Below are 24555 nucleotides of genomic sequence, written 5' to 3'. Positions count from 1 at the left end.
TCAATGCTTTTAATAGCGTTAAACCTTAGCTAACTTAACAGCACACTTCTTAAAGTCGGTTTCTTTAGAAAGCGGATCTGTTGCATCTAGGGTCAATTTGTTGGTGAGCTGCTTGGCATCAAACCAAGGCATGTACACTAAACCCTTAGGTGGACGGTTACGGCCACGAGTTTCAATTCGTGATTTAACTTCACCGCGGCGTGATTGAATCATCACTTCATCACCACGTTTAAAACCACGTTGTTTTGCATCTTCTGGGTGGATAAACAATACCGCATCAGGGAATGCTCGATATAGCTCTGGAACTCGACGCGTCATAGAACCAGAGTGCCAATGTTCTAATACGCGACCAGTGCTTAACCACAGATCGTATTCTTCATCCGGAGACTCAGCCGCAGGCTCGTAAGGCGTAGCAATAATTAGTGCCTTGCCATCGGGTTTACCGTAAAAGTTAACCTCTTCGCCAGCTTTTACATAAGGGTCAGAGCCTTCGCGGAAACGCCAACGCGTTTCTTCGCCATTAACCACAGGCCAGCGTAAACCACGTACTTCATGATAAGTATCAAATGGCGCTAGATCGTGTCCGTGATCGCGACCAAACTCAGCGTATTCTTCAAATAAGCCTTTTTGAACGTAGAAACCAAAATCTTTTGCTTCGTCATTAAGCTCTGCGTTTACTTGTTCAACAGGGAATTGATCAACTACGCCGTTACGGAACAAAATGTCGTATAAGGTTTTGCCTTTATATTCAGGTTTCTTAGCTAGTAACTCTGCAGGCCATACTTCTTCAACCTTAAAGCGCTTAGAAAATTCAACCAATTGCCATAAGTCTGATCTCGCTTCACCCGGCGCAGATACTTGCTGATGCCAGAACTGCGTGCGGCGTTCAGCGTTACCATAGGCACCTTCTTTCTCAACCCACATTGCTGTTGGTAAAATAAGATCGGCTGCTTGGGCAGTAACTGTTGGGTATGGGTCAGATACAACAATAAAGTTTTCAGGATTGCGGTAACCAGGCAAACCCTCTTCATTTATATTTGGCGCGGCTTGCATGTTGTTATTACACATAACCCAGTAAGCGTTCAGCTTGCCGTCTTTAAGCATACGGTTCTGCAATACCGCGTGGTAACCAGGCTTAGGCGGAATGGTTCCTTCTGGTAGCTTCCAAATGTCTTCTGCAATTTTGCGGTGTTTAGGATTAGCTACAACCATATCTGCTGGCAAGCGATGCGAGAAAGTTCCCACTTCACGGGCGGTACCACATGCAGATGGCTGTCCAGTTAGTGAGAATGGGCTGTTGCCAGGCTCTGAGATTTTGCCGGTTAACAAGTGAATGTTGTACACCGAGTTATTTGCCCATACCCCACGGGTATGTTGATTAAAGCCCATGGTCCAGTAAGAAGTTACTTTAACATTTGGATCGGCGTAATCTTTCGCTAGCGCTTCTAACTTCTCGGCAGGTACGCCAGAAAGCTTCGCCACCGCTTCTACGTTGTAGTCTTTCAAAAATTCGCGATATTCGTCGAAACTCATATCGGTCATTTTGCCTGAATCAGGGTTAGCCGCCGCTTTTTGTAATGGATGCTCTGGACGTAGTCCATAACCAATATCTGTTTCACCGCGTTTGAAGTGAGTATGTTTGTTTACAAAGTCCCAATTAACTTTGTCATTCTCGATTATGTAATGTGCGATGTAGTTAAGAATTGCCAAATCGGTTTGTGGCGTAAACACCATGCCGTTATCGGCTAATTCAAAACTGCGATGTTCAAAGGTAGACAGTACGTGAACTTTAACGTGTGGCGCAGACAAGCGGCGATCAGTTAAGCGAGACCACAAAATTGGGTGCATTTCTGCCATGTTAGAGCCCCAAAGCACAAACGAATCTGCAGCTTCAAGATCATCGTAACAGCCCATAGGCTCATCAATACCAAAGGTGCGCATAAAACCACCAACAGCCGAAGCCATACAGTGACGCGCATTAGGGTCGATATTGTTAGTTAAAAAGCCGGCTTTATGTAGTTTAGCTGCAGCGTAACCTTCCCAAACGGTCCATTGGCCAGAGCCAAACATACCTACTGAAGTTGGGCCTTTATCGGCAAGTGCTTTTTTCCACTTCTCCGCCATAATGTCAAAGGCTTGATCCCAAGAAACCGGAGCAAACTCGCCATTTTTATCAAACTTGCCATCTTTCATACGCAATAAAGGCGTGGTTAAACGATCTTTACCGTACATGATTTTTGAAAGGAAGTAGCCTTTAATACAATTAAGGCCTTTGTTTACTGGAGACTCGGGGTCGCCTTGAGTGGCAACAACTTTGCCGTTCTGAGAGCCAACTAAAACACTACAGCCAGTACCACAAAAACGACAAGGAGCTTTATCCCATTTCACTTTTGTTTCTTCTGACGAAGTAATTAAGTTGGTGGCACTTGCAGGTAAACTAATACCAGCAACGGTGGCTGCGGCACTTACCGCATTCGCTTTAACAAACTGTCGGCGAGTCCATTTCATGATACTTCCTCATTAGCTGATTCAAATTGGTGAAATACTAGGTTGCTGCTTAGTACCGCTTCCAATTTTCCGATGTCTTCTAGGGTGGTTACTATGTTATTGCGCGTCTGGCTTTCTATAGAAACAACGATTTTCCCCTCGGGGTTAAAACCGTGTACTTCTAGTCCTTCCAGATCGCTAATTTGGTCGATGACTTCTTTAATACGGTCTGGTTGGCACAACACCACCGCACTACTAATATGGTACTCTTCGTTCATCCAACTTCCTTTATTTCAATGGCTTGGCTTGGACATACTGAAATACAAGCGCCGCAACTGTTGCAGTGCTCAGAATTAATTTGTACCTCTGCTTTTCCCGCTAGTAATGGCTTAATGCTAATGGCCCTTTGCTCACAGGTGTCGCTACACGTTCGGCAATAAACACCGTTTTGTGCCAGACACTTAGAGGCATTAACGTCAACAGAATTAGACCAAGCAGGTTGCTGCTTCGGGTGAAACAAAGACTCGGGGCAAGACGTTGCACAGTCGTAACAAAATGTGCACTCACCTTTGGTGAAATCAACTGCTGGAAAACCGCCATTACCCTTAACAATAATCTGTTCAGGGCATGCTTTGACGCATTCTCCACATTGAGTACAGCCAGATTCAATAGACTGTTGTAACCAAGGTAGAGAGTGATGTTGTTTACTGCGAAGCGCTTTGGTAGTACTAAACATACGACGTTTAGACAGGTCTACAGACATCAATTTTCCTTACGAAATCAGGCTTTAACATTACTGGTAAAACCACCCTAAATTTCTTGGGTTAAGCGTAAATTTTATTAACAATCAAAAACATACCCCTTAAGGGGTGTTTGCTCAAATGATTGATTTAGATCAAGTATAGTGCGTGATTTCTATCACGCACTAAAACTTATCCGCCTATTGATGCGAGATGTGGAGTAGCGCCGGTATTACCGTCGTGGAGGAAATGACTAACTTTTTTGGTTTGTAATGCGTCTTCAATACGCTTACTTAATACGTCTATTTGAGAAGGGTTTTGCAGCAAATCGCGCAGCTCTACCCCCTCTTCACCAAACAAACATAAATGTAATTTGCCTTGTGAAGAAACCCGTAGGCGATTACAGGTAGCACAAAAATCTTTAGAGTACGGCATGATAAGGCCAATTTTGCCGGCGTAATCAGGGTGCTGAAAGACTTGAGCAGGCCCAGCGTTATGCGCTCGAATTTGCTGCTCCCAACCTTCGTTGAGTAGCAGTTGTTTAAATCCAGAGCCAGCAACATGATGTTTGTGGAAATAATCGGGCTGATCACCCATTTGCATTAACTCAATGAAACGGACTTCAACCGGGCGGTCTTTAATCCACTCCAAATACTTTCGAAAGTTTTGCTGGGCCATCTGTTTTATAAGCACAGCATTAAGTTTTACCGCAGTAAAGTCTTGCTCTAATGCCGCATCAATTCCGGCCATCACTTTAGTGAAAGTTTTGGTACCGGTGATCAACTCAAACTGACGTGGATCTAAGCTATCAACACTCACATTTACATGAGTAAGCCCCGCATCACGCCAGCGCTTAGCGTTATTCGCCAGCTTAAAGCCGTTGGTCGTCATCGCAAGTTGCTGAATGCCCTTAGTATTTGCGCATACTTCCATAATCTCGACTAAATCTTTTCTTAGGCTTGGTTCTCCGCCGGTAAGACGAATTTTGTTTGTGCCTAATTTTGCGAAGCATTCAGCAAGCTGAGCTATCTCAGATAAATTGAGATTACTATGGGGCGTTTCGCAATGATAACCATCAGGTAAGCAATAGTTACATTTGAAGTTACATTCGTCGGTAAGCGACAAACGCAAATAGAAAAATTTTCGGGAAAATGAATCCGATAACATAAATCAACCTTTCCAAATGCGGGAGGCAAAGTCATTTCTGCACTCTACCCTGCTTAGTCGATGCTAAGGGTCTAAACGCCATATCATTGTGACTTAGGTCGATTTAGACTTCGGTGATACTTTAATGCTAAGCAATAAATCTTAATTTGTTAAGTGCTTTCTTAAACGGTTACACTGGCTTTGTGATATTTGTCGGTTAACTTTATTGAATTAAAAGGACTTATTTTTGAAACGTTTTTTTGGCAAACGCTCCATAGGCACAGCGGTAATCCGCTTGTTAAGTGTGATGATGTTCCTTTTTGCCTTGGTAGCAATTGGTTCGTTGACCACCTTGGTAAACAGCCTAAATGATGCTGAAGCAATCAATATAGCTGGCTCTTTGCGTATGCAAAGTTACCGAATGGCACATGCTTTAAACGTATACGACAAAGAAGTAGAACGTAAGATTCAACAATTTGAAACCTCGTTAAACAGTGATGCTTTAACTAAAGCCGCCGAGCAAGATGATGCAATTAACCAGCGCTACCAAAAAGTTAAACAACGCTGGGTACAACTAAAACCCTTTGTGATAGAAAAGAACATTGACGAATTTGACCGCCAAATTGTGGGATTTGTCGACCTAATCGACGAATTTGTAGCAGAAACCCAATATAACTCCGAAGCCAAAGTATTCTCACTAACCCTGCTTCAATTAATTGCCTTTGCCATCATCACTTTTATTGCCGTTTACACGCTTTGGTACATTCAAAAGAATATTTCCAAGCCCATTTATCGATTAGTAGAAGCAGCCAAGCAAGTGCAACAAGGTGACTTTAAAATCTCTGTGCCAACCCGTTATGCCAGCATCGAAATGGAAACCTTGGCAAAAGGCATTATGTCTATGTCACAAGACTTGGAGCACTCTTACCAAACACTTGAAAATCAAGTTAAAGCCAAAACTAAAGAGCTTCGCCGCGCTAACCGCGATTTAAACTTCTTGTACAACCTAGAGCAAACGCTATTTAACAGCACCTTAAATGAGGAACACCTAGAGCAATCACTAAAGCTACTCTGTGAAACCTTAGGTATTAAGGGTGCCAAGCTGTACATCGATAAATTGGACATTGAGGTTGAATTACACCAACAAAATGTTCAGTTTGAAGAGCCAATATCCTTGCAGCTAAATCAAGAGCAATATGGCTCTCTGCAGCTACCTATGGTGCCCGAAGATAGAGCTGCAATTGTTACCAGTTACTGCCGCACTATCACTAAAGTGCTGCGTTTCGAACAGAGCTTATTGCAAAAGCAAAAACTGTTGTTGATGGAAGAGCGCGCTACAATTGCTCGCGAGTTACACGACTCTCTAGCACAGTCTTTATCTTACTTAAAAATTCAAACTAGCCTGTTGCAAAGGCAACTTAAACAAAGCCCTTGTGATTGCCAACAAAGCTTTGAAATTAGCGAAGAAATACAATCAGTATTAAGCGCCGCCTACATCCAGTTACGAGAGTTGCTATCCACCTTCAGATTAACCATTAAAAACGCCCTACTGGTTGAATCACTACAAGTACTGGTAGACGAATTAAATACCCAGCACTCTCAAGTCATAGAGCTTGAGACCAATATATCCAACGATATGGTGGAAGCAGATAAGCAAATTCACATAATACAAATTGTTCGAGAAGCGATCATAAACGCTCTAAAACATGCTGACTGTGATAAAATTTGGGTTAAATGTATTGGTGACTCTGAGCTTATTTCTGTTGAAATAGCGGATAATGGCTTACAGGGTGGCAAACTAAAACAAGTTAATGACCATTACGGACTGCAGATAATGCAAGAACGAGCTCAGCGACTAGATGGAGATATTCGCTTTGAGCAATCGTTGTCCGGTGGTGTTTCGGTAAAACTAACCTTTCCTAGAAAGAGTAATTAAGGATCCTGCAAGCTATGAGCGACCCAATCAACATTCTTGTTGTAGATGACCACCCTTTAATGCGTAAAGGCATTGTGCAGTTTTTAAGCATTGAACCTGAGTTTAACGTAGTTGCTGAAGCTGGCAGTGGTGCTCAAGCTGTGGAGCTTTGTAGTGAGCTAGAACCCGATGTAGTGCTATTAGATTTAAACATGAAAGGATTATCAGGTTTAGATACATTAAAACTACTTCGTGAGAAACAAGTAAGCTCTACCATCATTATCCTCACCGTATCAGATTCGAAACAAGACGTTATTAAACTTATTAACGCTGGTGCAGACGGTTACTTGCTTAAAGATATGGAACCAGAGCAACTACACGAACAATTAAAACAGGCAGCCGCAGGCAAACAGGTATTAAGTGAAGAGCTTGTCCCCTTCCTTAGCTGCTTGCACGAAACCGACGAATTTGCTGAAAAACTAGGAACAGTCACCAAGCGTGAATTACAAACGCTTAACGAAATAGCCAAAGGTGCCAGCAACCGCGAAGTAGCGTCTACTTTAAAAATTACCGAAGGTACGGTTAAAGTTCACGTGAAAAGTCTACTTCGTAAGTTGAATGCTAAATCGCGAGTTGAATTAACCGTGATGTATCTTGAACATATAGCGTAAAACGTATGAATAACACGCTACTGATGGGTGAAGCCAGTTGCCTTATTCTGGCGATGAGCTTCGCGATAAGAGCGATGTTTTTGCATGCTAAACGCCATCAAGATTGGTTCAATCCTCTGCGGATCTTCTTCAAGCCCGTCAACAATCTAAATGCCGATGAGTACTCATTAATTAGATGGGCAGTTTACGCACTAGTAGTGTGTGTAAGCTTAGATGTTGTTAGACACTTGATATAAAAAAGCGGCTTTACGCCGCTTTTCTTTGATTAACGCTTTTGCTTAAATTGCTTGTTAGTGAAGCGAGTGGCTGCAAAATTGCTGTTTTTCGCCCCTTTATAACCACGGTTTCCTGCCCCACGACTTCCTCGCTTACTGTCTGCCGGTACCAAATGGTGTAAGCCACTGCCAATTAACTTGGTAAGGCCCATATTGGTTAAGCCTTCGCGGATGATTGGCCAATTCTTCTCATCATGGTAACGAAGCAAGGCCTTATGTAAGCGACGTTGACGGCCCTTCTTGGCTACCGATACACGTTCACTAGTATGGCTAACCTTATGTAGCGGATTTCGCTCGGTGTGATACATAGTCGTTGCGTTAGCTAAAGGCGATGGATAGAAGTTCTGCACTTGGTCCAATCGAAACTTGTTCTTCTTCAACCACAATGCCAGCGTCACCATGTCTTCATCTTTAGTGCCTGGATGCGCCGAAATAAAATAAGGGATCAAGTACTGCTTTTTACCGGCCTCTTTCGAGTATTTATCAAACAGCTCTTTAAACTTATGATAAGTGCCCATACCGGGTTTCATCATCTTAGATAACGGGCCTTCCTCAGTATGCTCTGGCGCAATTTTTAGGTAACCACCAACGTGGTGTAAGGCGAGTTCCTTAACGTAACGAGGGTCTTCAATGGCAAGGTCGTAACGCACACCAGAAGCAATTAGAATCTTTTTGATCCCTTCCACCTTTCGCGCCCTACGATACAGGTCGATAGTTGGTGTATGGTCGGTATCCATGTGGTGACAAATAGTCGGATAAACACAAGACAAGCGGCGACAAGTTTCTTCGGCTTTTGGGCTTTTACAATTTAGCCGATACATATTGGCAGTTGGGCCACCTAAATCAGAAATAACGCCTGTAAATCCAGGAACTTGATCTCTGATCTGCTCGATCTCGTTGATGATGGAATCTTCTGAGCGGCTTTGAATAATTCGCCCTTCGTGCTCGGTAATTGAACAGAAAGTACAACCACCATAACAACCACGCATGATGTTAATTGAAAACTTAATCATGTCGTAGGCAGGGATCTTAGCTTTGCCGTAACTTGGGTGTGGCACACGCTGATAAGGCAAACCAAACACGCCATCCATATCTTCAGTGCTTAACGGCAATGCAGGAGGGTTAAGCCAAACAATTCTATCACCATGGCGCTGAGCTAATGCTCGGGCACAGCCTGGGTTAGTTTCTAAGTGGAAAATCCGAGATGCATGGGCGTAAAGCACTTGGTTAACTTTAACTTGCTCAAACGCTGGCAAATTAATATATACGTTTTCCCAAGGGCGTTTCTTTTCCAATTGCACAACAATCGGTTTAGCTTGCTCAGCTTCTTTGGGGTCAACTGTCTCAGTCTCTTTACTCGAACAGCTTTCCTCTATTTCGGCATACGGGCTAGGAATAGGGTCAATTTTTCCAGGCTTATCTAGATGGCTTGAATCCAAGCCACTCCAGCCGGGCAACGCTTCTTTACGAATAATCGCCGTTCCGCGAACATCATTTAGTTCGCTAATTGCCTCACCTTGGCTAAGGCGGTGTGCAACTTCTACCAAAGGACGCTCGGCATTTCCGTAGATAAGCAGCTCTGCTTTTGCATCAAACAGTACCGAACGACGCACTTTATCAGACCAGTAATCATAGTGAGCAATACGGCGTAAGCTTGCTTCTATTCCGCCAAGTACCACTGGCACATCTTTGTAGGCTTCTTTACAACGTTGTGAGTATACAATTACGGCGCGGTCGGGGCGTTTACCCCCTTCATTATTTGGCGTATAAGCATCGTCATGCCGTAGCTTTCTGTCTGCCGTGTAGCGGTTGATCATCGAATCCATGTTGCCAGCAGTTACCCCAAAAAATAAATTGGGCTTGCCTAGTTTCATAAAGGCATCTTTGCTGGTCCACTCTGGCTGAGCAATAATCCCAACTCTGAAGCCTTTGGCCTCTAACATACGGCCAATAACTGCCATGCCAAAGCTGGGGTGATCAACGTAAGCGTCACCGGTTACCAAAATAATGTCACAGCTATCCCAACCTAAGGTTTTCATTTCCTTACGTGACATAGGTAAGAATGGCGCAGCAGCACGCTGACGATTCACGCAAGTTTCAGGTTTAAATAGAGTTGGCGCAGTTTGCATAAAAATTGGTCTCGTAAAATCAAGCGCGACATTATATACGTTATTTTAGTTGCTAGGAAACGGATTAACAGCAAGTTAACAATTACAGGCTCTAGCTCTGTAAACTCGCTAGCTAAATGACCACAAATAACCTAAAATTTCTTTTAATATTTAGCGAGTTACTTATTGAAGAAGCATATGGAATTGCAGCGGCCTAGCGCTCACCTACTTTTAATATTTTTTGTAAGCCAACTGCTTTTTGCCTGTGCCCAGCGCCCATCTGACGAGCTAATTCAACAATATAAGCAGCCAAGTTACACCGTTAAGCCCGGTGTCGAGTCCGAAAATCAATTCAAAGTAAATCAAATTACCCAGTATCAACCAGGTAAAAATGGCATTGCGGTTCTGTCTGATGGCATAAGTGCCTTTGCCGCTAGAATTGCGTTAATTGAAGAAGCGCAATTAAGCATTGATGCGCAGTACTACATGATTAAAGAAGACATGACGGGGGCTATTTTTCTCGGTAACTTAATTGGGGCTGCTGACCGAGGGGTACGGGTTCGCCTGCTAATTGACGACATTAATACCTCCAATTACGACGATGTTCTCAAAGCCATGGCCTTGCATGACAATATCGAAGTAAGGGTCTTCAACCCATTTTACGACCGCACCTTTAGAGCAACAAACATGGTGGGCGACTTTGAGCGTTTAAATAGCCGCATGCACAATAAATCGCTAACTATTGATGGCCTAATTACTGTAGTAGGCGGACGCAATATCGGCGATGAATACTTTAGCGCTAAAGATGATCTAGAGTTCTCTGACATCGATGCCATTGCCTTAGGGCCGATAGTCGATGAAGTAAATCAAGCCTTTGATCTCTATTGGAATAACATTCGAAGCTACCCCATTGAATCCTTAAATACCAAGCAAATAGACATACAAGCGCAATATCGCCGTTTAGAACAACAGATTTTTAAAAATAGTGTTAAGTCTTTTGTTGTTGCCCATTTACGTTACGCAAAATTAATCGAAGATAAAACCTTTCGCGATTATCTATATTGGTGTGACGGCAGGCTACTAGTTGATCATCCCAATAAAGATGGGGACTTTGCTAGCGATGTATCTACAAATTTAGCCAGTGTACTTGAGCAGTCAGAGCAAAGTATTTTACTTAGCTCTCCGTATTTTGTGCCCGGCGAAGAAGGTACCTCAGGTTTAATAGAACTTGCCCACAAAGGCATAGACGTAAGTGTGATTACCAATTCGCTTGCAGCAACCGATGTCGCAGCCGTTCACTCTGGTTACAAAAAGTATCGCAAACGCTTGGTAGAAGGGAATGTATTTCTTTATGAAGTAAAACCGGATGCAAAGCAAAAACAACGCTTAGCCTTTTTTGGTAAAGGTGCATCTAGGGCAAGTTTACATAGCAAAGTCTTTGTAATTGATGAAGAAAAGCTCTTTATTGGCTCTTTTAATTGGGATCCTCGCTCTATCAATCTAAATACAGAAATGGGCTTGTTACTCACCTGCCCCAATTTGGCATACCTTGTGTTTAACGCAGTGCATGACGAACTGCCATTTAAAAGCTATTTGCTAGAGCTAGATGACAAGCAACAATTAGAGTGGGTAGAAACATTTAGAGAGCAAGCTGAAGTACGCTACGATAGTGAGCCTAAAGCCAGCGGATGGCGAAAGTTTCAAGCTTGGATAGTTGGTCTTCTACCAATAGAAGACCAACTTTAGCAGGCTTAGTGGTGGTGACCACAGCCACCAGCAGCGTGAACATGGCCGTGAGCTAACTCTTCTTCAGTCGCTTTACGAACTTCGGTCACTTCAATTGAGAAAGCCAAATCGATTCCGGCTAATGGGTGGTTGCCGTCAACAATTACTTCGTCTTCTTCCATACCGATAATAATTACTGATTGCTCACCTTCGTCGGTAGTAGCGCGAAACTGCATGCCTACTTCCACTTCGACATCACCAAACATACTCTTTGGCACAGCTTGAACAAGGTTATCGTTACGCTCGCCATAAGCATCTTCGGCAGCAATATCTGCATCAAACTTGTCGCCAACCTGCTTGCCAACTAGCGCTTGCTCTAAGCCAGGTACTAACTGACCATGGCCAACAATAATTGCCAAAGGCTCTTTGCCTTCGGAAGTATCAAGTTGTTCGCCATTAGCGGTTACAGTGTATTCAAAAACGGCAACGTCGTCTTTTGCAATGATCATTCAAGATTCCTTGGTTAAAAATAATGCAGAACTCTGCTAACAGGGCAATTCTAAAGCTTCAGAAACAAAATTACTATCTAGGATTCATTTAACAAAATAGTGCTAACTGGCAATTTGCGGCTCTTTGAAACCTTGTAAAAGTGTTCGGTTTGATAAGAAACAAGCTATAGGAAATTCCCACTAAAGATATAAATCCATGCCGCTTACCAAACACAGCCATGAAGTTATAGATTCAAGATCACCCAATCTGAATAAGCTCTTTTGTCTAATGGCGACCACACTCTTTAGTGACTAAAAAAGGGGCTCACAGCCCCTTTTTTATAGTTACCACAACATTTGCTTATGCGTGAGCCGTTTGCGCTGCCACATCCATTTCAGCACGCGCGCGGGTCATGTAAGACTTCATCAGCAAAGACGCGATTAAGGCAATAACAAATACACCAGCAAAAATGTAGAGCGTCATCTCGTAACTGCCAGTTGTTGTTTTAACGTAAGCTGCGATCTGTGGGCCAGCCAAACCAGCCAGTGCCCAGGCGGTAAGCACATAGCCGTGAATGGCACTCAGCTCCTTAGTACCGAATAGATCTCCAATAAAGGCTGGCAGGGTTGCAAAGCCGCCACCGTAACAAGTTAGAATGGTATATAGAACAACCTGGAACAAAATGATGCTAGTAATGTTTGGCAGCAAACAGAAAGCAACTATTTGAATTAAGAAGAAAATCATATAGGTATTTGGGCGACCAAGTACATCGGATAGTGAAGCCCAAGCAATTCGACCTAGTCCGTTAAACAGCGACATTAAGCCAACCACACCAGCGGCCTCCGCCGGGCTTAATCCAATGCTCTCTTGAGCCAAGGGTGAGGCTGCGTAAATCACCGCAATGCCACAGGAGATGTTAATAAACATCATCACCCACAAGCCATAAAAGGGACCAGTTTTAACCGCTTCGTTGGCCGTTAGTTGGGTTAAATCCTCTACAACTTTCTTTTCACCTGACTCAACCGCAGCCTTCATTGCATCTGGCATCCAACCCTGTGGTGGCCGCTCTAAATAAGACGCAGAAGCAAACATGATAACTAGATATACAACTCCGGTGATCCACCAAGTGAAAGCAATACCATTGCCCTCAACGGTAAAGGTTTCAATAATAAAGTTAAACACCGGGCCTGCTACCATAGCGCCAAAGCCAAAGCCCATAATCGCTAAGCCAGTGGCAAGACCACGACGATCTGGAAACCACTTAACTAACGTAGATACGGGAGTAATATATCCAATCCCTAATCCTATACCGCCTAACACACCATAGCCGAGCCAGATCAGATAAAGGTTTTGAATATAGGCGCCAAAACCCGCAATTAACAGGCCACCACCGAAAAACGTAGCTGCGAGCATACCCGCTTTGCGCGGACCATTCTTCTCAACGAAGTGCCCCATAATCGCTGCAGATAAGCCTAGGAAGAAAATCGCAAAACTGAAGGTCCAAGCAATTTCATTGTTGGTCGCTGACTCCAACAGCTGACCTAGGGGTTTCTTAAATACGCTGAACGCGTATACCGACCCGATAGAGGCATGTAGCCCAACGGCAGATGCAGCAATAAGCCAACGGTTTTTCATTACCTACTCCTTGTAAGAACATTAAATCCATTTATTGTCCTTATACTGTAGAACGCTAGATCTGAAGCATTTTTGACCTAAATCAGTTCAATTTACAGTCAAGTGCTTATTAAAGTCAGCTTAGTGACACAGTTCAAAAAACAGACTGCAGCAAATGATAATATCACCAACAAGATCAACCAAACCCCACATCAAGAATAAAAACCTTTATTCCACCAAACCCACGAAATAAACACGCACCACAGTTAGTGAATAATCATGCGCATAAATGACGTAGTTTTCTCTCCTTAATCTTGGCTAACTGTTTGTTCTTTTGTTAATTCTATCTAGTCTTCCACTGGGGAGAAAAAGCAGAGTTAGAACTATTTTTGTGGTCTCTAGACCAAAGCAAACCGCGTTTAACAGGCATTTATCAGCGCCGCCAAATTTTGTAGCCTTACAACTAACCAAAGACAACGAATAGTTCTGGTAACTTTTATCTAAAAATAAAAAGAGTACACTGTAGCCTTTGAAAAATGCTGTTGGTTACTCCATGGATCTGTCTACCCTACTCATCTTTATCCCTACCTTCTTCTTCGTTTCTATTACACCTGGCATGTGTATGACGCTAGCGATGACCTTAGGCATGACCATTGGGCTGCGCCGCACCTTTTGGATGATGCTAGGTGAAATGATAGGAGTAGGCATAGTTGCAGTGCTTGCTGTACTTGGTGTTGCTGCAATTATGCTACGTTACCCAGATGTGTTTACCTTGTTAAAATGGCTTGGCGGCAGCTATCTTGGTTACCTAGGGATCCAAATGTGGCGCTCTCGCGGAAAGATGGCTATACCCGAAAAAATTGAACAGCAAGCGCAAGTTAGCCCTTGGCAATTAGCCACTCAGGGGCTGGTAACAGCAATAGCAAACCCTAAAGGTTGGGCCTTTATGATTTCACTGTTACCGCCTTTTATCCAAGCGGACAAAGCCCTTCCCCTGCAACTAAGTGTATTGGTAGGCATAATTCTAATTTCTGAGTTTGTTTGTATGACTCTTTATGCAACCGGTGGAAAAACCTTACGGTTATTCTTAAACAAAAGCGGCAATGTACGCTTGTTAAATCGCATCTCCGGAACGCTCATGATTGGAGTGGGAATTTGGCTAATATCCACCTAGGGTTTAAAAACCACTCCCTACTTGGAAATACACAGCGCTTTCCTCGCCGCTGTAGGCAAAATCCATCCCTAGGCGAAGACCATATCTTCGGGCGATTTGATAACGAAAGCCTGCGCCCACAGACTGTACGCTTTCATCTGTAGCTAACTCACTTTCCTGTAGTGCTTGTCCAGCACCATAGAAAGCCGAGATAGTCCAACGGTGATCAATCGAGTAAGTAAGTTGTGATTGTAGAGTATGAATCTCGTCACCTTGATACCGATAGGCGGATACCCCTCGCAAGCCTACATAGGGTCGCGCTGTGGGTGATAAAAACAATTCATCAGAGCTAAAGAGTTGATAATTGCCAGCAAAAGCTAGGTTCCATTTTCTACCTAATGGAATATACACCTCTCCATCCACATTCAAATTTTGGTAGTCCCAATCGCTGCCCAATTTTTTATCGTAAATCATGTAATCTGCGTTTAGTTTATACCCCCTAGTTGGGTAAAAAATATTGTCTCTGGTGTCGTATTCGGCAATAAAACCTAGACCAGAAGTGATCGACTCATCCCCCCACACCTTGCCTAACAAGCCATTTAGCAGCTTATCCGCATTAGAGTTACCAGTATCAAACGTTACTTTGCTTACACCTACAATTTGCTTAGCACCCAACATCAGAGGAGTATCAGCGATACGAAACTGAAGCTTTTGCAGGGCTAGAGCGCCCTCGGTTTTAGTACCAATCTGCATGCTTTTAGTAAAATCACCTAAAGACAGATCTTTATAAATATTCAGATTAGCTTTCCCCAAGCCCATTCCACCGGTATAGCGGATTGAATCCTTCATCCATGAATGTCGATGTCCGGCAAAAGCAAACCAAGTACCATTCTCGGTGCCTGCTGCTCCCACTAAAGTAATTGCCGAGGGTATCAACTGTGCACCACCATCTAGTGATGACATCGCTAGCTTCTTACGGGCTATTTTCTCTTCTTCAGTTTCATGAAGAAATAGCCCCATAGCACCGCCACCAGCGCCAACAGCAGGTTCAGTTATTAGAATAGGAATAGGCAAAAAGCCATAGGCATTCTCTGCAAGGTGATGCCCCAAATCAAACTGTCCATCAACTTCGTCAAAATATGAGGCAGTGCTATCGGTTGAATAAACGCTAATAGACAAAACCGACAACGCCATCGCCGCCCATGTAGTTTTCATTAATAACCTTTGTTTAATTACTTAGTTGTTTGTTTAACTCTAAAACTGGCAATTTCAGCTTTTGAAGGAATTACGCTACTTTAAGCTTACTTTGGCGTAGTGCTAAATCTTGTTTGTAGGACTAAATCCGTCAAAGTAGTATCGTTATAACTTATTGGATAGACGTATTTTTTATGCTTAGTTGGAGAAAGTTGCTTCACTCGTTAACATAGGTAAAACGCAATATATCCGAACCAAACAAAAGCGAGTTACACCCTGCGCTACAATATATAAATGTAAGCTCTTTTATGTCGATATTGCTTGTTTACTCATTATGGTGAAGCGAATGTTCAAGGAAACAAAGATTAACTGGCCAGATTACTATCATCCTCGAAACGCGCAAATTCATGTTAAAAATGCGGTGCCCAGCAAAGTCCCTGCAGAGCGAGTTTGGGCATGTTTGATTAAGGCGCCGTGTTGGCCAACCTGGAAGAATAAAGCGACCTCTGTGCAGCTGTTAAACGGTAACGGCTTAGAGTTAGAAAAAGGCACGGTCTTTCTTTGGAAAACTAAAAAGCTTCAATTCGAATGCACAGTGGTCGAATTTGTGCCTAACAAAAAAATCGCTTGGAAAGGCAAATCTGGCAGTATAGATATGTATCACGCTTGGAAGTTAGACTGCCAAGCAGACGGCTGTTCAATTATTACTGAGACAACCCAACGTAATGGAATAAGCTGGCTCACTAAGTTTTTTCTTCCCAAGCAAATTAATAGCTATCATCAACATTGGCTTGAAGAACTGCAACAACAAGCCCGTTAACTTAGAGATCGTAAACTAAACCCAGCGAGCGATATATCGCATCGCTTATTTTGCTCCCTGACGCCTTAATACGCTGTTGTTTTCCTTGCTGCCAAATAGTCTCTCCTTTCTCGGTCAATCCAAGTTGCCACAAATGGGTATCGCGATCTTGGAACAAATAGTCTTCTAACTGTTCAGCAAAGCCTTCTCCGCATAGGTACAAACCAAACTCGAGATTAAGATGATCGGAGCGCGGATCAAAATTAGAGGACCCAACATAACTGCACTGCTTATTCACAACCAACGCTTTTACGTGGTAATAATGCTTAGCGTGTCCTTTCTCTTTATCTGGAGCAAACTCATAGAGTTTAACGTCTTGTTGTAATAACTGTTTTCGATAGGGTGAATAATACGCTCCTACAAATGCTGAATCACTGCCCGTTTTACCAGCAGTAATAGCCGTTACCTCTGCACCAGCTTGCTTGAATCTTTGTATATCACTTTCTCCAACGGCTTTAGGTAATAAATACGGTGTAGATATAACTAGCTGGCCAATCTGCTTATGCTTCTGCTGAATAGTTTTAGACAAACGCTCTCGATGATAAGGTTGTTTGTCTTCAAGTTTATTAAGTGAATCAAACAAAGCGGTCGCTTCAACAGAAGTGTATTCTGGTTCAGCGATAGTCAACACACTGCCCGCAATCGCAGCTAGCTGCAAGGGGTATTTGTTGGCAAGCTTGGTAAAACCCGCTAAAAAATAGTCGCGCTCTTCTGCCCTTGGTTTTCCCACTAAGGTCTGAACATCAACCGCACTCCCACTCTGAAACAACTGATTAAAGTTTATCTCAAAGGCCGCTAACACAGCTCCTTTTACCAACAAGTCCAAATCGAAAAAGTTTGCTTTTTTACTGTATTCAAAATAACTATCACCGATATTGCGCCCACCAGTAATCATTAAATCACCATCCACTAGCAGTAGCTTTTCATGTAAGCGATGATTACGTTTGTTTTTATGGATCTGAAAATCAAACATGCGGCTAAACCAGCCCAGCTGACGAGCTTCAAAAGGATTAAAAATGCGTATTTCAATGTTTTGGTGAGCGGCCAATGTTCTTAACCACATATCATTAAATTCAAGTAGGTCATCAAGAACTAACTTTACTTTTACACCTCTGTCGGCAGCCATTCTCAGCTCTCGGTATAAGTAGGCCCCACTTAGGTCGTGGTCCCAAGTAAAATACTCCAGCAATACGTAAGACTTAGCGTTTCGAACTGCCGCTATGCGATGAGCTAACGCCTCTTTCCCATTTGGTATTAAATAGACTTGAGCAGGCACAGTCTCGGGCTGCCAGTTACTGGTTAAGTCTTCAGCTATTGGCGGTGGTGCACTTGAGCACCCCGCTAACATACAAAATAATCCTAGTACCACCAACGACCTAATTTGCCAAAAGTTAGAAACTAGATTGGCTACACATTGATTAATAGAGTGCATAAGGAACCTAAATTTAAACGTGAAGATAGAGAACTTAAACGAGCATCCTTGCTCAACAATACTTAGAAACGGTAACCAACATTTAAGGTGGCAGCTGTGCGGTCTTTACCCACATTAATAATGCCAGTGACATTGAAGTTTTTGTCTAGCTCTTTATTAAAGCCAATGAGGCCAGCCCAACGTTGACTGCGAATACCTACGTTATAGTCCATTTCAATACCTTGGAAACGTACAGTACCTGTCATGTAGTCATCGTATCCTTGATATTCAGCACCAATAAACACTTGAGCTCGTTGTTGCTGAAACTGGTAACCAAGCATCGGTTGCGCGGTGAAAATACTGCCACCCCAATCATCTGCACCATTCATTTTGGTTTTCGTTACAGTGCCAGTTAACGAGGCAAACAAGTTCTTATAACCGATAGACAAGGTGGTGCCTGCGCCAAGTAAGTCATACTCAAGATGAATTGGAACATTAAAATCACCAGATGGAACGTAAATGTATTCACCTAAACACTTTTCTCCAACCACCAAACCAAAACATTGGTCGATCCCTTTAAAATGGGCTTGTACATCGGCATCTACGTTTAGCTTTCCTACCAAGCCAAATACATTCCAAAATGGCAAGATGTAGGCGTCTCCACGAAGGGTAAAGCTCTCGGTATTTACTACCGCATGAGTTTTTTCTGGGTCAAAGAAAGTTTCTAAAAGTGCTGGGCTTAAACCAAAAACACTAAAGCTGGTAAAATCGAAGTTAGTCTCTTGGCCACGGTAAGCCATAGAAAAACCATAGGGTTTTGGCAAGTCGATGCCCTTTCTACGTAACGTATCGCCAAAAAATGGAAGAACATTTTCTAATTTTACGTTTTCTTCGCGAACACGGGGATCAGACATCTCTGAAAGCAACTGCTGATCCTTAATAATGGCTCCCGCAGCATTGTCATAAAACGCGACCGGTTTGATTTCCATGTCTAATTCGCAGGCATGGCCTTTACATGTACCTGTTGCGTTTACCTCTTTGTGTTTAATAACGTACTCACCAGTATCTAGCACTTCAAGTTTAAGTACCTGGCGATACTTATTTACTCTTCCTAGATCGTGTTTGAACGGTTGATTATTGGTAATAACCATTTCTTTCACTAAACCGTTTCTTACCGTCATTTTCACTTGCATAAATCGGAAGAATGCTAAGTCTTGGGGCAACGCAAACTTTGAATAGTTAAAACTCACCGTCGCACTACCATCGTTATTCTGGTCAACCTGCAAAGAGCTTTTGTCGTAGGTACTCGCGTATTGGCGCAACTTGTATTCTGTCATCGCCAGCTTCTCGATTTCTTTTAATAAGCCCTTTCTGTGTTTTAGGTTTTCTTCTTTGTAACGAATGTTCAGATTCATGCGGCCTTTAAGGTCAGTACTATGGACCAAAAAGTACTCTGTTGTTTCGGTACCATGCTTTCCTGTAAAGCTTTTAGTTACGTGCTCAACAAAGTGCTCAGTTTGTCCTAAATCACTTAAGGCCAGGCCAGGAAGATGTTCAGGAATATTTAAATCTCGCAACTCGCTAAATTCATTTGCATTCTCTAAGTTAGAGGTGTCTTCGTGTTCCGCAAATGCGGTTGCAGAAAACATGAAACTAGATAGTAATGCTGCTTTAATCCAAGAGCGTGGTGTTGTGTTGTAAAGTGTTGTCATTACAGTTCCAAATTGAAAAACTCAAAAGGTTTATCAACGAAACGTATAAGCAAACGTCCCTATCTAACTATTACGTTAGGTCAACGAATTAATAGAGCTGGCAACGACTCCCCGCTCTGCTGATGGGCGTAGAATAAAAGAGGCAAGATTAAGGCGTTAATCAGTGATGATGGATCGAATCCTCAGTTTAATTATTAGCCTTATCCAATACCTGGCTAACTGAAAAACTTGTAGGTTTTAACAAAAGAGATAACGCCGGATAAGTAACTAGATAAAGACAAGCTCACCCAACATCCTTGTTCGGATTAGATACTCAGAAGAGCTTCGAAGAAGGCTGCAAAGACAGCACCACAAAAACGCAACCTAATAAGATTAATGCTAGCTAAGGGCCCTTTGTGGAATAGTGGTAATGAATAGAAGGTTATTGTAATGCAGTCCGTTTACCAAGTGCAGAAAAGTGCATGCCAATTAACAATTGTTGTCGGCTCATTTGGCTTCAGCCAACATGTTTGTGCTAAAAAATGTATCTACAAAGTGAATAACAAAACGAACGATAATTAAAATTAGGCTCAGGAATAACAGCATCTGCAATGAGGCATTTATATCAAATACCGGCCTTAAGTGCTGAGCGTTCATCGTTAGCAATACCAAAAACTGGCCGCCAAGGATCCTCATGGGTACTTGATTATCCTTTGGAAACAAACGCCAAACGGCAAATGTATTCACAAAGTAAAATGCCCCAAGCTGCCATGCATTGTCTAAAAGTGGTAACACAAACACATACTGAGTAAGCACAACGCAAGCCCAAACATAGACTAATCCTAATATCTTGTTGAGGTAGTGGTAAGGAAATTCGATAATGCTAAGGCCCATAGTTGCAGCAATGAGTGGAAACATAAATCCTCCAGGCATAGGCAGATATATCCATAACATCCAACTGACTAGGGTAACGACAACAAACTTAAGTGCACGTAAACGCCCCTCTGCTTGGCTAAGAAGAACTTGCTTCGGCAGTGTTTTAGGATCTTTTACCTCTGGCCACAACAAGCTAAAAACTAGCGAATAAACAACTACCCCTAATATCGTTTCTTGCACCCTAAGCACCGCAAGGCTGAAACTTAGCGATTGGCTTAAACCGCTCGCTAACGAGACGATCACTGCCACTATAAACGCCATCTTATAAACATAAGCGTATTTAGAGCGGGCAGACATGTAAGCGGCAGTGCCCCCCAATAAAAGCTCGCTTAGCAAAAACAGTTCCCGCTGCTGGCCGAATAACGCCAATAATGCAAACCCCAGCACTACACCACTAGCAGTGCCAATCACTCGCTGTCTTGCTTTATGTAATGCGTGGCTAAAGCTTTCGGTGGTTGCCATTACTACCACCGCAATAGCTGCCCAATAGGGTTTCTCCCAGCCAAAGCTTAGCGCTAGTACAATGGTTAAACTTAGGCTAATGGCAACTTTAATCGCTTTTATGCTAGCTACGCTCATTAGCGGATACCTGCTTGTTAATCATAACTGAAGCTGTAGTCCCTACTCTTAACTGAACATTAGCTGGGAGCTCGGTCACGGTAATTTTAACCGGGAGCCGCTGTGCCAAGCGTATCCATTCAAAGTTAGGGTTAACACTTGGCAGCATATGAGTACTCGTGCTGCCGTCTACTTGCGCTATGCCATAACCAATACTGCTTACTTGGCCTTTTAGTGGCGTATCGGGGTAACTCATCAAAGTGATTTTAGCCATGTTACCTTGCTGCATCGCTTCTATATCCGTTTCTTTAAAGAAGCCTTCGATCCAAAAGCTAGATTCATCAATTAACGCAACAACCGGTTGATTAGCGACTACATGTGCACCTTCAGCTAAATTGAAGTTGGTAATGTAACCATCCTTGCTGGCATACACTTTTGTAAAACTTAAATTAAGCTCAGCCCCCTTTAGCGCAGCAGACGCAGCTTTAACATTTGCCTGCGCGGATAGAACATCATTTTGCAAATTGTTTAATGTAATTACTGGTACTGAGCCTGGAGTGCGCTTTTCTAGGGCGCTCATTCTCTGTTGTTCGTTATTAGCCCTGGCTAAAACTGCTTTTGCTTGGGCTAAATTTGCATTTGCTTGCTGGCTAGCCGTTTGATAGACGCTATCATCAATTTCAAACAACAACTCACCACTTTTTACTCGTTGATTATCTGCTACATAAATTGCAACAACCGGCCCAGTAACACGGGGAGTAATCTCTACAATATTAGCTCTTACCAACGCATCACGAGTCCAAGGGTTAGCAAGATAATGCTGGTACTTTAATCCTGCCAACGTAGCGGCAACAACCACTAGCAATACAGTTAATATTTTGGTTTTCATTTAAATTCCCTAGTGTTTTATGCAGGAAAAACGTAACGGCTTAGCGCAACCGCGTATATCACCAACAGTGACAATTCAACTAACACAGGCGCATATAAATATTTCATCGCGCCTAAACGACCAATTAGCACCATGGTCAAATTTGCCGCTACATAAGCAGCACCAAACGCAATAAGTAGCGGCGGAAAATAAATTTCCCCAGCTGCAATTTCTTTAGGTAAGTATTCTTGGAACATGGTTTTGCCTTGGTGTTAGTCGATATACGCTGAGATTAAAATGTAAAAACGAAAAGAGTTAATCGCGAATGAAGGATCACATCCTCAAAACTAATAAAACTGGTTTGCAGCCGCACGTAAATACTCCATCATCTTTGAAGGGCAGCTCAAAGGTTCAAAAGCTTGTGACGAAAAATACACCGCAACATAGTCGCGCTTAGTATCTATATACATGCCTTGCCCAAAATAGCCTTGTAAGCAACGCGCCCCATCGTCATAAACCTTGTCAAAATTAAATGCATGCGACGCGCTGTTTCGCGCTAAGCCAGTTCGTTTTCTCATGTCCAGCATAAGCTTGGCAGGCAATACCGGGGTATCGGTAATAGTTGGCCAACTAGGACAAAGTAACATTGCTACGCGAGCTGCATCTTCTATCGAAGACAATATAAAGTCGTGGCTTAGAGCGGTGCCATCTGGCGCTAAGGTCACCACCATTGGCGCCTCTGCTTTAATATTTCCCCAAATTCTGTTTTCAAAAATTTGTGTCCAAGGCAGCTGTTCAATTTCTTCCGCAATATAAGCTAAAACGGCTCGTGTTATTGGGCCAACCCCTTGTTCAGTGGCAGCTGCCTCCCCTCTTTCTCTTTTAATTTGTTTTACAATGTCGAGCCAGTTTTCTTGGTAACCGGTGTATGCATTTGGCCGGCCAAATTGAGCCGCTAAGAAGCGAGACATATAGGAATTGGGGTCAAACATTGTCTGTTGAGTAGGAGTAATGTTTAAACCACTAGTACCATTAATCGCTTGACGAATGCTCACCCTGTCCCACTCGGTATTGCGAAACTCTGGTAGGTATACGCTTATAGATCTATCTATATCAATCTTCCCTTCATCAATAAACTGAGCAAACACCATACTAATTGCTAAACTCGACAGCCCCATCCATACATGGTTTTGCTCGGCTTTCATTCCAGGATAGAGCTCGAATACCACCTTACCAGCCTGAACAATAATTAAGCCTTGCACTCGGCTTTCCGGTAAAGAAACATAGTCGTTTAAACTACAAGTTTGGTTTTTACCTATTACCTCGCCTATTAATGGGTTAATTGACCGAGCAAGTCGATGATTAGATTCCGCTGGATTCACTAACGAGGACGGCAAAAAACGATTTAAATACGAGTTATAAATAAGTGCGTCGTTGCCCCCCATAACAAATTGATTAGGGCTAAAGTTTTTGTGGGCGTGACGAATTTGCTCAAGTGAAAATCCCTGCAAGCTAGCTGATACAGGCAACAAAGGTTCTGCACCTTGATTAAGTATTTGCGCATACTTCTGTTCAATGTACCGAGCATCCGGTTGTTCAGCGATACGGATCGCCGTTGCCACTGCGCCAACGTTTGCCATTATGGTGCCACGGGCAAGGCTCTGTTTAGTTTTCATGGGATAGCTCTTTTAAAACGGTAAGTGTTTATATTGCTACTTAGAATAGTGCTATGCTTTGCTCAGTGATAATCGGACTTGAAGGATCAAATCCACATGCATTTTAGTCTGGAACAACTTGCAGCATTTGTAGCGGTTTATGAAAAGGGCTCATTTAGTGAGGCAGCCGTCAAATTAAACAAACACAGAACCACCATTGGCCAAGTGATAACCAACCTAGAAGACCAACTGGCCGTTGAGCTATTTGAGCGAATTGGCAGAAGCGCTAAACCCACCAGCGAAGGGCAACTTTTATATAGCTACGCCAAGGTAACAATAGAGCAAGCTAAATCCTTTAACAAAATGGCACTTAGCCTATCTTACGGGCAATTGGAGTGCCTAAATATTGCCTATACAAGTCTAATTCCCAGTGATGTATTAGTGAGTATTCGTCAGCTTTTATTAGAAAAATACCCGGCAATGAAAGTTAACTTTCTAATTAAAACCAAAGAAGAGGTTAAAGCAGGGATCGAAGATGATTCAATACAACTGGGCTTTGTAAATGTAGATCAACGCACCCCTATCACGAGTTTCGATATTACTTTCCTTTGTTACCTTACTTTTGGTCTATACACAGCTAAAAATAGTCCTTTGGCAGAGTTACCAGACGATCAAATATTTGGTGCTTTAAAGACCAGTAAACAGCTGATACTAAAAGCTTATTTAGATGATGAGATCTCTCAAAAAATTCTATTGTCATCTAATTATGAAGTTATTGAAGACTTCTCACTATTACTTAGCTTAGTTCAGCAAGGTGTGGGATGGTCATTATTGCCAAGGGTCACAATTGAAGACCTGGGCGATTTGTTACAACTACAAAAGCTTAACTTGAACGAAGTGAGAGATGATTTTCAGTTTCCTATTGCGCTTTGGGCACCGCGCTCTAAAGCGATAATGGAAATAAAGAAAGATGTAGAGTCACTGGTTGTTGCGTACATTAACGAACGAAGAGCTAGATAACGAGAACAAGCTATCTGGTGGCAAGGGCGAAGCAAGATGA

21 protein-coding genes and 1 riboswitch are annotated in these 24555 nt (G+C 42.8%); of the genes, 7 read left to right on the top strand and 14 right to left on the bottom strand.

What is annotated here, in order from left to right; genetic code table 11:
* Positions 1-18: 18 nt before the first annotated feature.
* The 4 genes from napA to moaA form a co-directional block, all read right to left on the bottom strand.
* Positions 19-2508, bottom strand: coding sequence for a periplasmic nitrate reductase subunit alpha (gene napA / locus OAG1_RS09895; RefSeq protein WP_016401816.1), 2490 nt, complete (start codon positions 2506-2508; stop codon positions 19-21).
* A complete protein-coding gene (locus tag OAG1_RS09890) occupies positions 2505-2765 on the bottom strand; it encodes a chaperone NapD (RefSeq protein ID WP_016401817.1) in 261 nt (86 codons plus the stop codon). The genes napA and OAG1_RS09890 overlap by 4 nt, the downstream gene beginning before the upstream one ends.
* Positions 2762-3250, bottom strand: a complete 489-nt coding sequence (gene napF / locus OAG1_RS09885; RefSeq protein ID WP_338626223.1) for a ferredoxin-type protein NapF — start codon at positions 3248-3250, stop codon at positions 2762-2764. Before napF ends, OAG1_RS09890 begins: the two co-directional genes overlap by 4 nt.
* 169 nt (positions 3251-3419) lie before the next feature.
* Positions 3420-4394 (bottom strand): GTP 3',8-cyclase MoaA, encoded by a 975-nt coding sequence (moaA, locus tag OAG1_RS09880; protein WP_338626221.1) that lies wholly within the window; start codon positions 4392-4394, stop codon positions 3420-3422.
* A riboswitch (molybdenum cofactor riboswitch) is annotated at positions 4384-4522 on the bottom strand. Its footprint overlaps the gene before it by 11 nt.
* Positions 4523-4620: 98 nt before the next feature.
* On the opposite strand from moaA, the gene OAG1_RS09875 reads away from it, so the two are divergent.
* The 3 genes from OAG1_RS09875 to OAG1_RS09865 are packed head-to-tail and all read left to right on the top strand — an operon-like array spanning position 4621 to position 7195.
* Positions 4621-6309, top strand: coding sequence for a type IV pili methyl-accepting chemotaxis transducer N-terminal domain-containing protein (locus tag OAG1_RS09875; protein ID WP_338626219.1), 1689 nt, complete (start codon positions 4621-4623; stop codon positions 6307-6309).
* Positions 6310-6323: 14 nt separating this feature from the next.
* A complete protein-coding gene (gene narL / locus OAG1_RS09870; protein WP_016401821.1) occupies positions 6324-6959 on the top strand; it encodes a two-component system response regulator NarL in 636 nt (211 codons plus the stop codon).
* 5 nt (positions 6960-6964) lie between these two features.
* Entirely contained in the window at positions 6965-7195 is a 231-nt protein-coding gene (locus tag OAG1_RS09865; protein ID WP_338626216.1) for a hypothetical protein, read from the top strand.
* Between the two features lie 29 nt (positions 7196-7224).
* On the opposite strand, the gene OAG1_RS09860 is transcribed toward OAG1_RS09865, so the two are convergent.
* Entirely contained in the window at positions 7225-9363 is a 2139-nt protein-coding gene (locus OAG1_RS09860) for a YgiQ family radical SAM protein (protein WP_338626214.1), read from the bottom strand.
* A 165-nt stretch (positions 9364-9528) separates the two neighbouring features.
* On the opposite strand from OAG1_RS09860, the gene OAG1_RS09855 reads away from it, so the two are divergent.
* Positions 9529-11088: a phospholipase D family protein gene (locus OAG1_RS09855; protein WP_338626212.1), complete on the top strand. Its 1560-nt coding sequence runs from the start codon at positions 9529-9531 to the stop codon at positions 11086-11088.
* Between the two features lie 5 nt (positions 11089-11093).
* On the opposite strand, the gene OAG1_RS09850 is transcribed toward OAG1_RS09855, so the two are convergent.
* Together OAG1_RS09850 and OAG1_RS09845 are read right to left on the bottom strand one after the other, a co-directional pair.
* A complete protein-coding gene (locus OAG1_RS09850; protein WP_016401824.1) occupies positions 11094-11576 on the bottom strand; it encodes a peptidylprolyl isomerase in 483 nt (160 codons plus the stop codon).
* A 340-nt stretch (positions 11577-11916) separates the two neighbouring features.
* The gene (locus OAG1_RS09845) at positions 11917-13191 is read right to left on the bottom strand and encodes an OFA family MFS transporter (RefSeq protein ID WP_338626209.1); all 1275 of its coding nucleotides are present in this window, start codon (positions 13189-13191) and stop codon (positions 11917-11919) included.
* A 532-nt stretch (positions 13192-13723) separates the two neighbouring features.
* Here OAG1_RS09845 and OAG1_RS09840 point away from each other — a divergent pair.
* On the top strand, positions 13724-14344 hold the full coding sequence (locus tag OAG1_RS09840; RefSeq protein WP_338626207.1) for a LysE family translocator: 621 nt from the start codon (positions 13724-13726) through the stop codon (positions 14342-14344).
* Between the two features lie 3 nt (positions 14345-14347).
* Here OAG1_RS09840 and OAG1_RS09835 read toward each other — a convergent pair whose 3' ends face one another.
* Complete coding sequence (locus OAG1_RS09835) at positions 14348-15538, bottom strand: BamA/TamA family outer membrane protein (RefSeq protein ID WP_338626204.1); 1191 nt, start codon at positions 15536-15538, stop codon at positions 14348-14350.
* A 325-nt stretch (positions 15539-15863) separates the two neighbouring features.
* On the opposite strand from OAG1_RS09835, the gene OAG1_RS09830 reads away from it, so the two are divergent.
* A complete protein-coding gene (locus OAG1_RS09830; RefSeq protein WP_016401828.1) occupies positions 15864-16337 on the top strand; it encodes an SRPBCC family protein in 474 nt (157 codons plus the stop codon).
* Position 16338: 1 nt separating this feature from the next.
* On the opposite strand, the gene OAG1_RS09825 is transcribed toward OAG1_RS09830, so the two are convergent.
* The 6 genes from OAG1_RS09825 to OAG1_RS09800 form a co-directional block, all read right to left on the bottom strand.
* The gene (locus OAG1_RS09825; RefSeq protein ID WP_338626200.1) at positions 16339-17724 is read right to left on the bottom strand and encodes a phospholipase D family protein; all 1386 of its coding nucleotides are present in this window, start codon (positions 17722-17724) and stop codon (positions 16339-16341) included.
* A 146-nt stretch (positions 17725-17870) separates the two neighbouring features.
* Positions 17871-19499 carry a hypothetical protein gene (locus OAG1_RS09820; protein WP_338626197.1) on the bottom strand — a complete coding sequence of 543 codons (1629 nt, stop codon included), beginning with the start codon at positions 19497-19499 and terminating at the stop codon, positions 17871-17873.
* Between the two features lie 486 nt (positions 19500-19985).
* Positions 19986-20993, bottom strand: a complete 1008-nt coding sequence (locus tag OAG1_RS09815; RefSeq protein WP_338626195.1) for an FUSC family protein — start codon at positions 20991-20993, stop codon at positions 19986-19988.
* Entirely contained in the window at positions 20980-21861 is an 882-nt protein-coding gene (locus OAG1_RS09810) for an HlyD family secretion protein (protein WP_338626193.1), read from the bottom strand. Before OAG1_RS09810 ends, OAG1_RS09815 begins: the two co-directional genes overlap by 14 nt.
* 17 nt (positions 21862-21878) lie before the next feature.
* Positions 21879-22097 carry a DUF1656 domain-containing protein gene (locus OAG1_RS09805; protein WP_152784646.1) on the bottom strand — a complete coding sequence of 73 codons (219 nt, stop codon included), beginning with the start codon at positions 22095-22097 and terminating at the stop codon, positions 21879-21881.
* A gap of 90 nt (positions 22098-22187) precedes the next feature.
* Positions 22188-23516: a serine hydrolase domain-containing protein gene (locus OAG1_RS09800; RefSeq protein WP_338626188.1), complete on the bottom strand. Its 1329-nt coding sequence runs from the start codon at positions 23514-23516 to the stop codon at positions 22188-22190.
* A 96-nt stretch (positions 23517-23612) separates the two neighbouring features.
* On the opposite strand from OAG1_RS09800, the gene OAG1_RS09795 reads away from it, so the two are divergent.
* Complete coding sequence (locus tag OAG1_RS09795) at positions 23613-24515, top strand: LysR family transcriptional regulator (RefSeq protein ID WP_338626185.1); 903 nt, start codon at positions 23613-23615, stop codon at positions 24513-24515.
* Positions 24516-24555 lie beyond the last annotated feature (40 nt).

The sequence above is a fragment of the Agarivorans sp. OAG1 genome (assembly GCF_037076485.1).
Taxonomy (GTDB): Bacteria; Pseudomonadota; Gammaproteobacteria; order Enterobacterales; family Celerinatantimonadaceae; genus Agarivorans; species Agarivorans albus.
The sequence above is the reverse complement of the archived record's forward strand: the minus strand, read 5'-3'. Positions and strand labels throughout refer to the sequence as shown.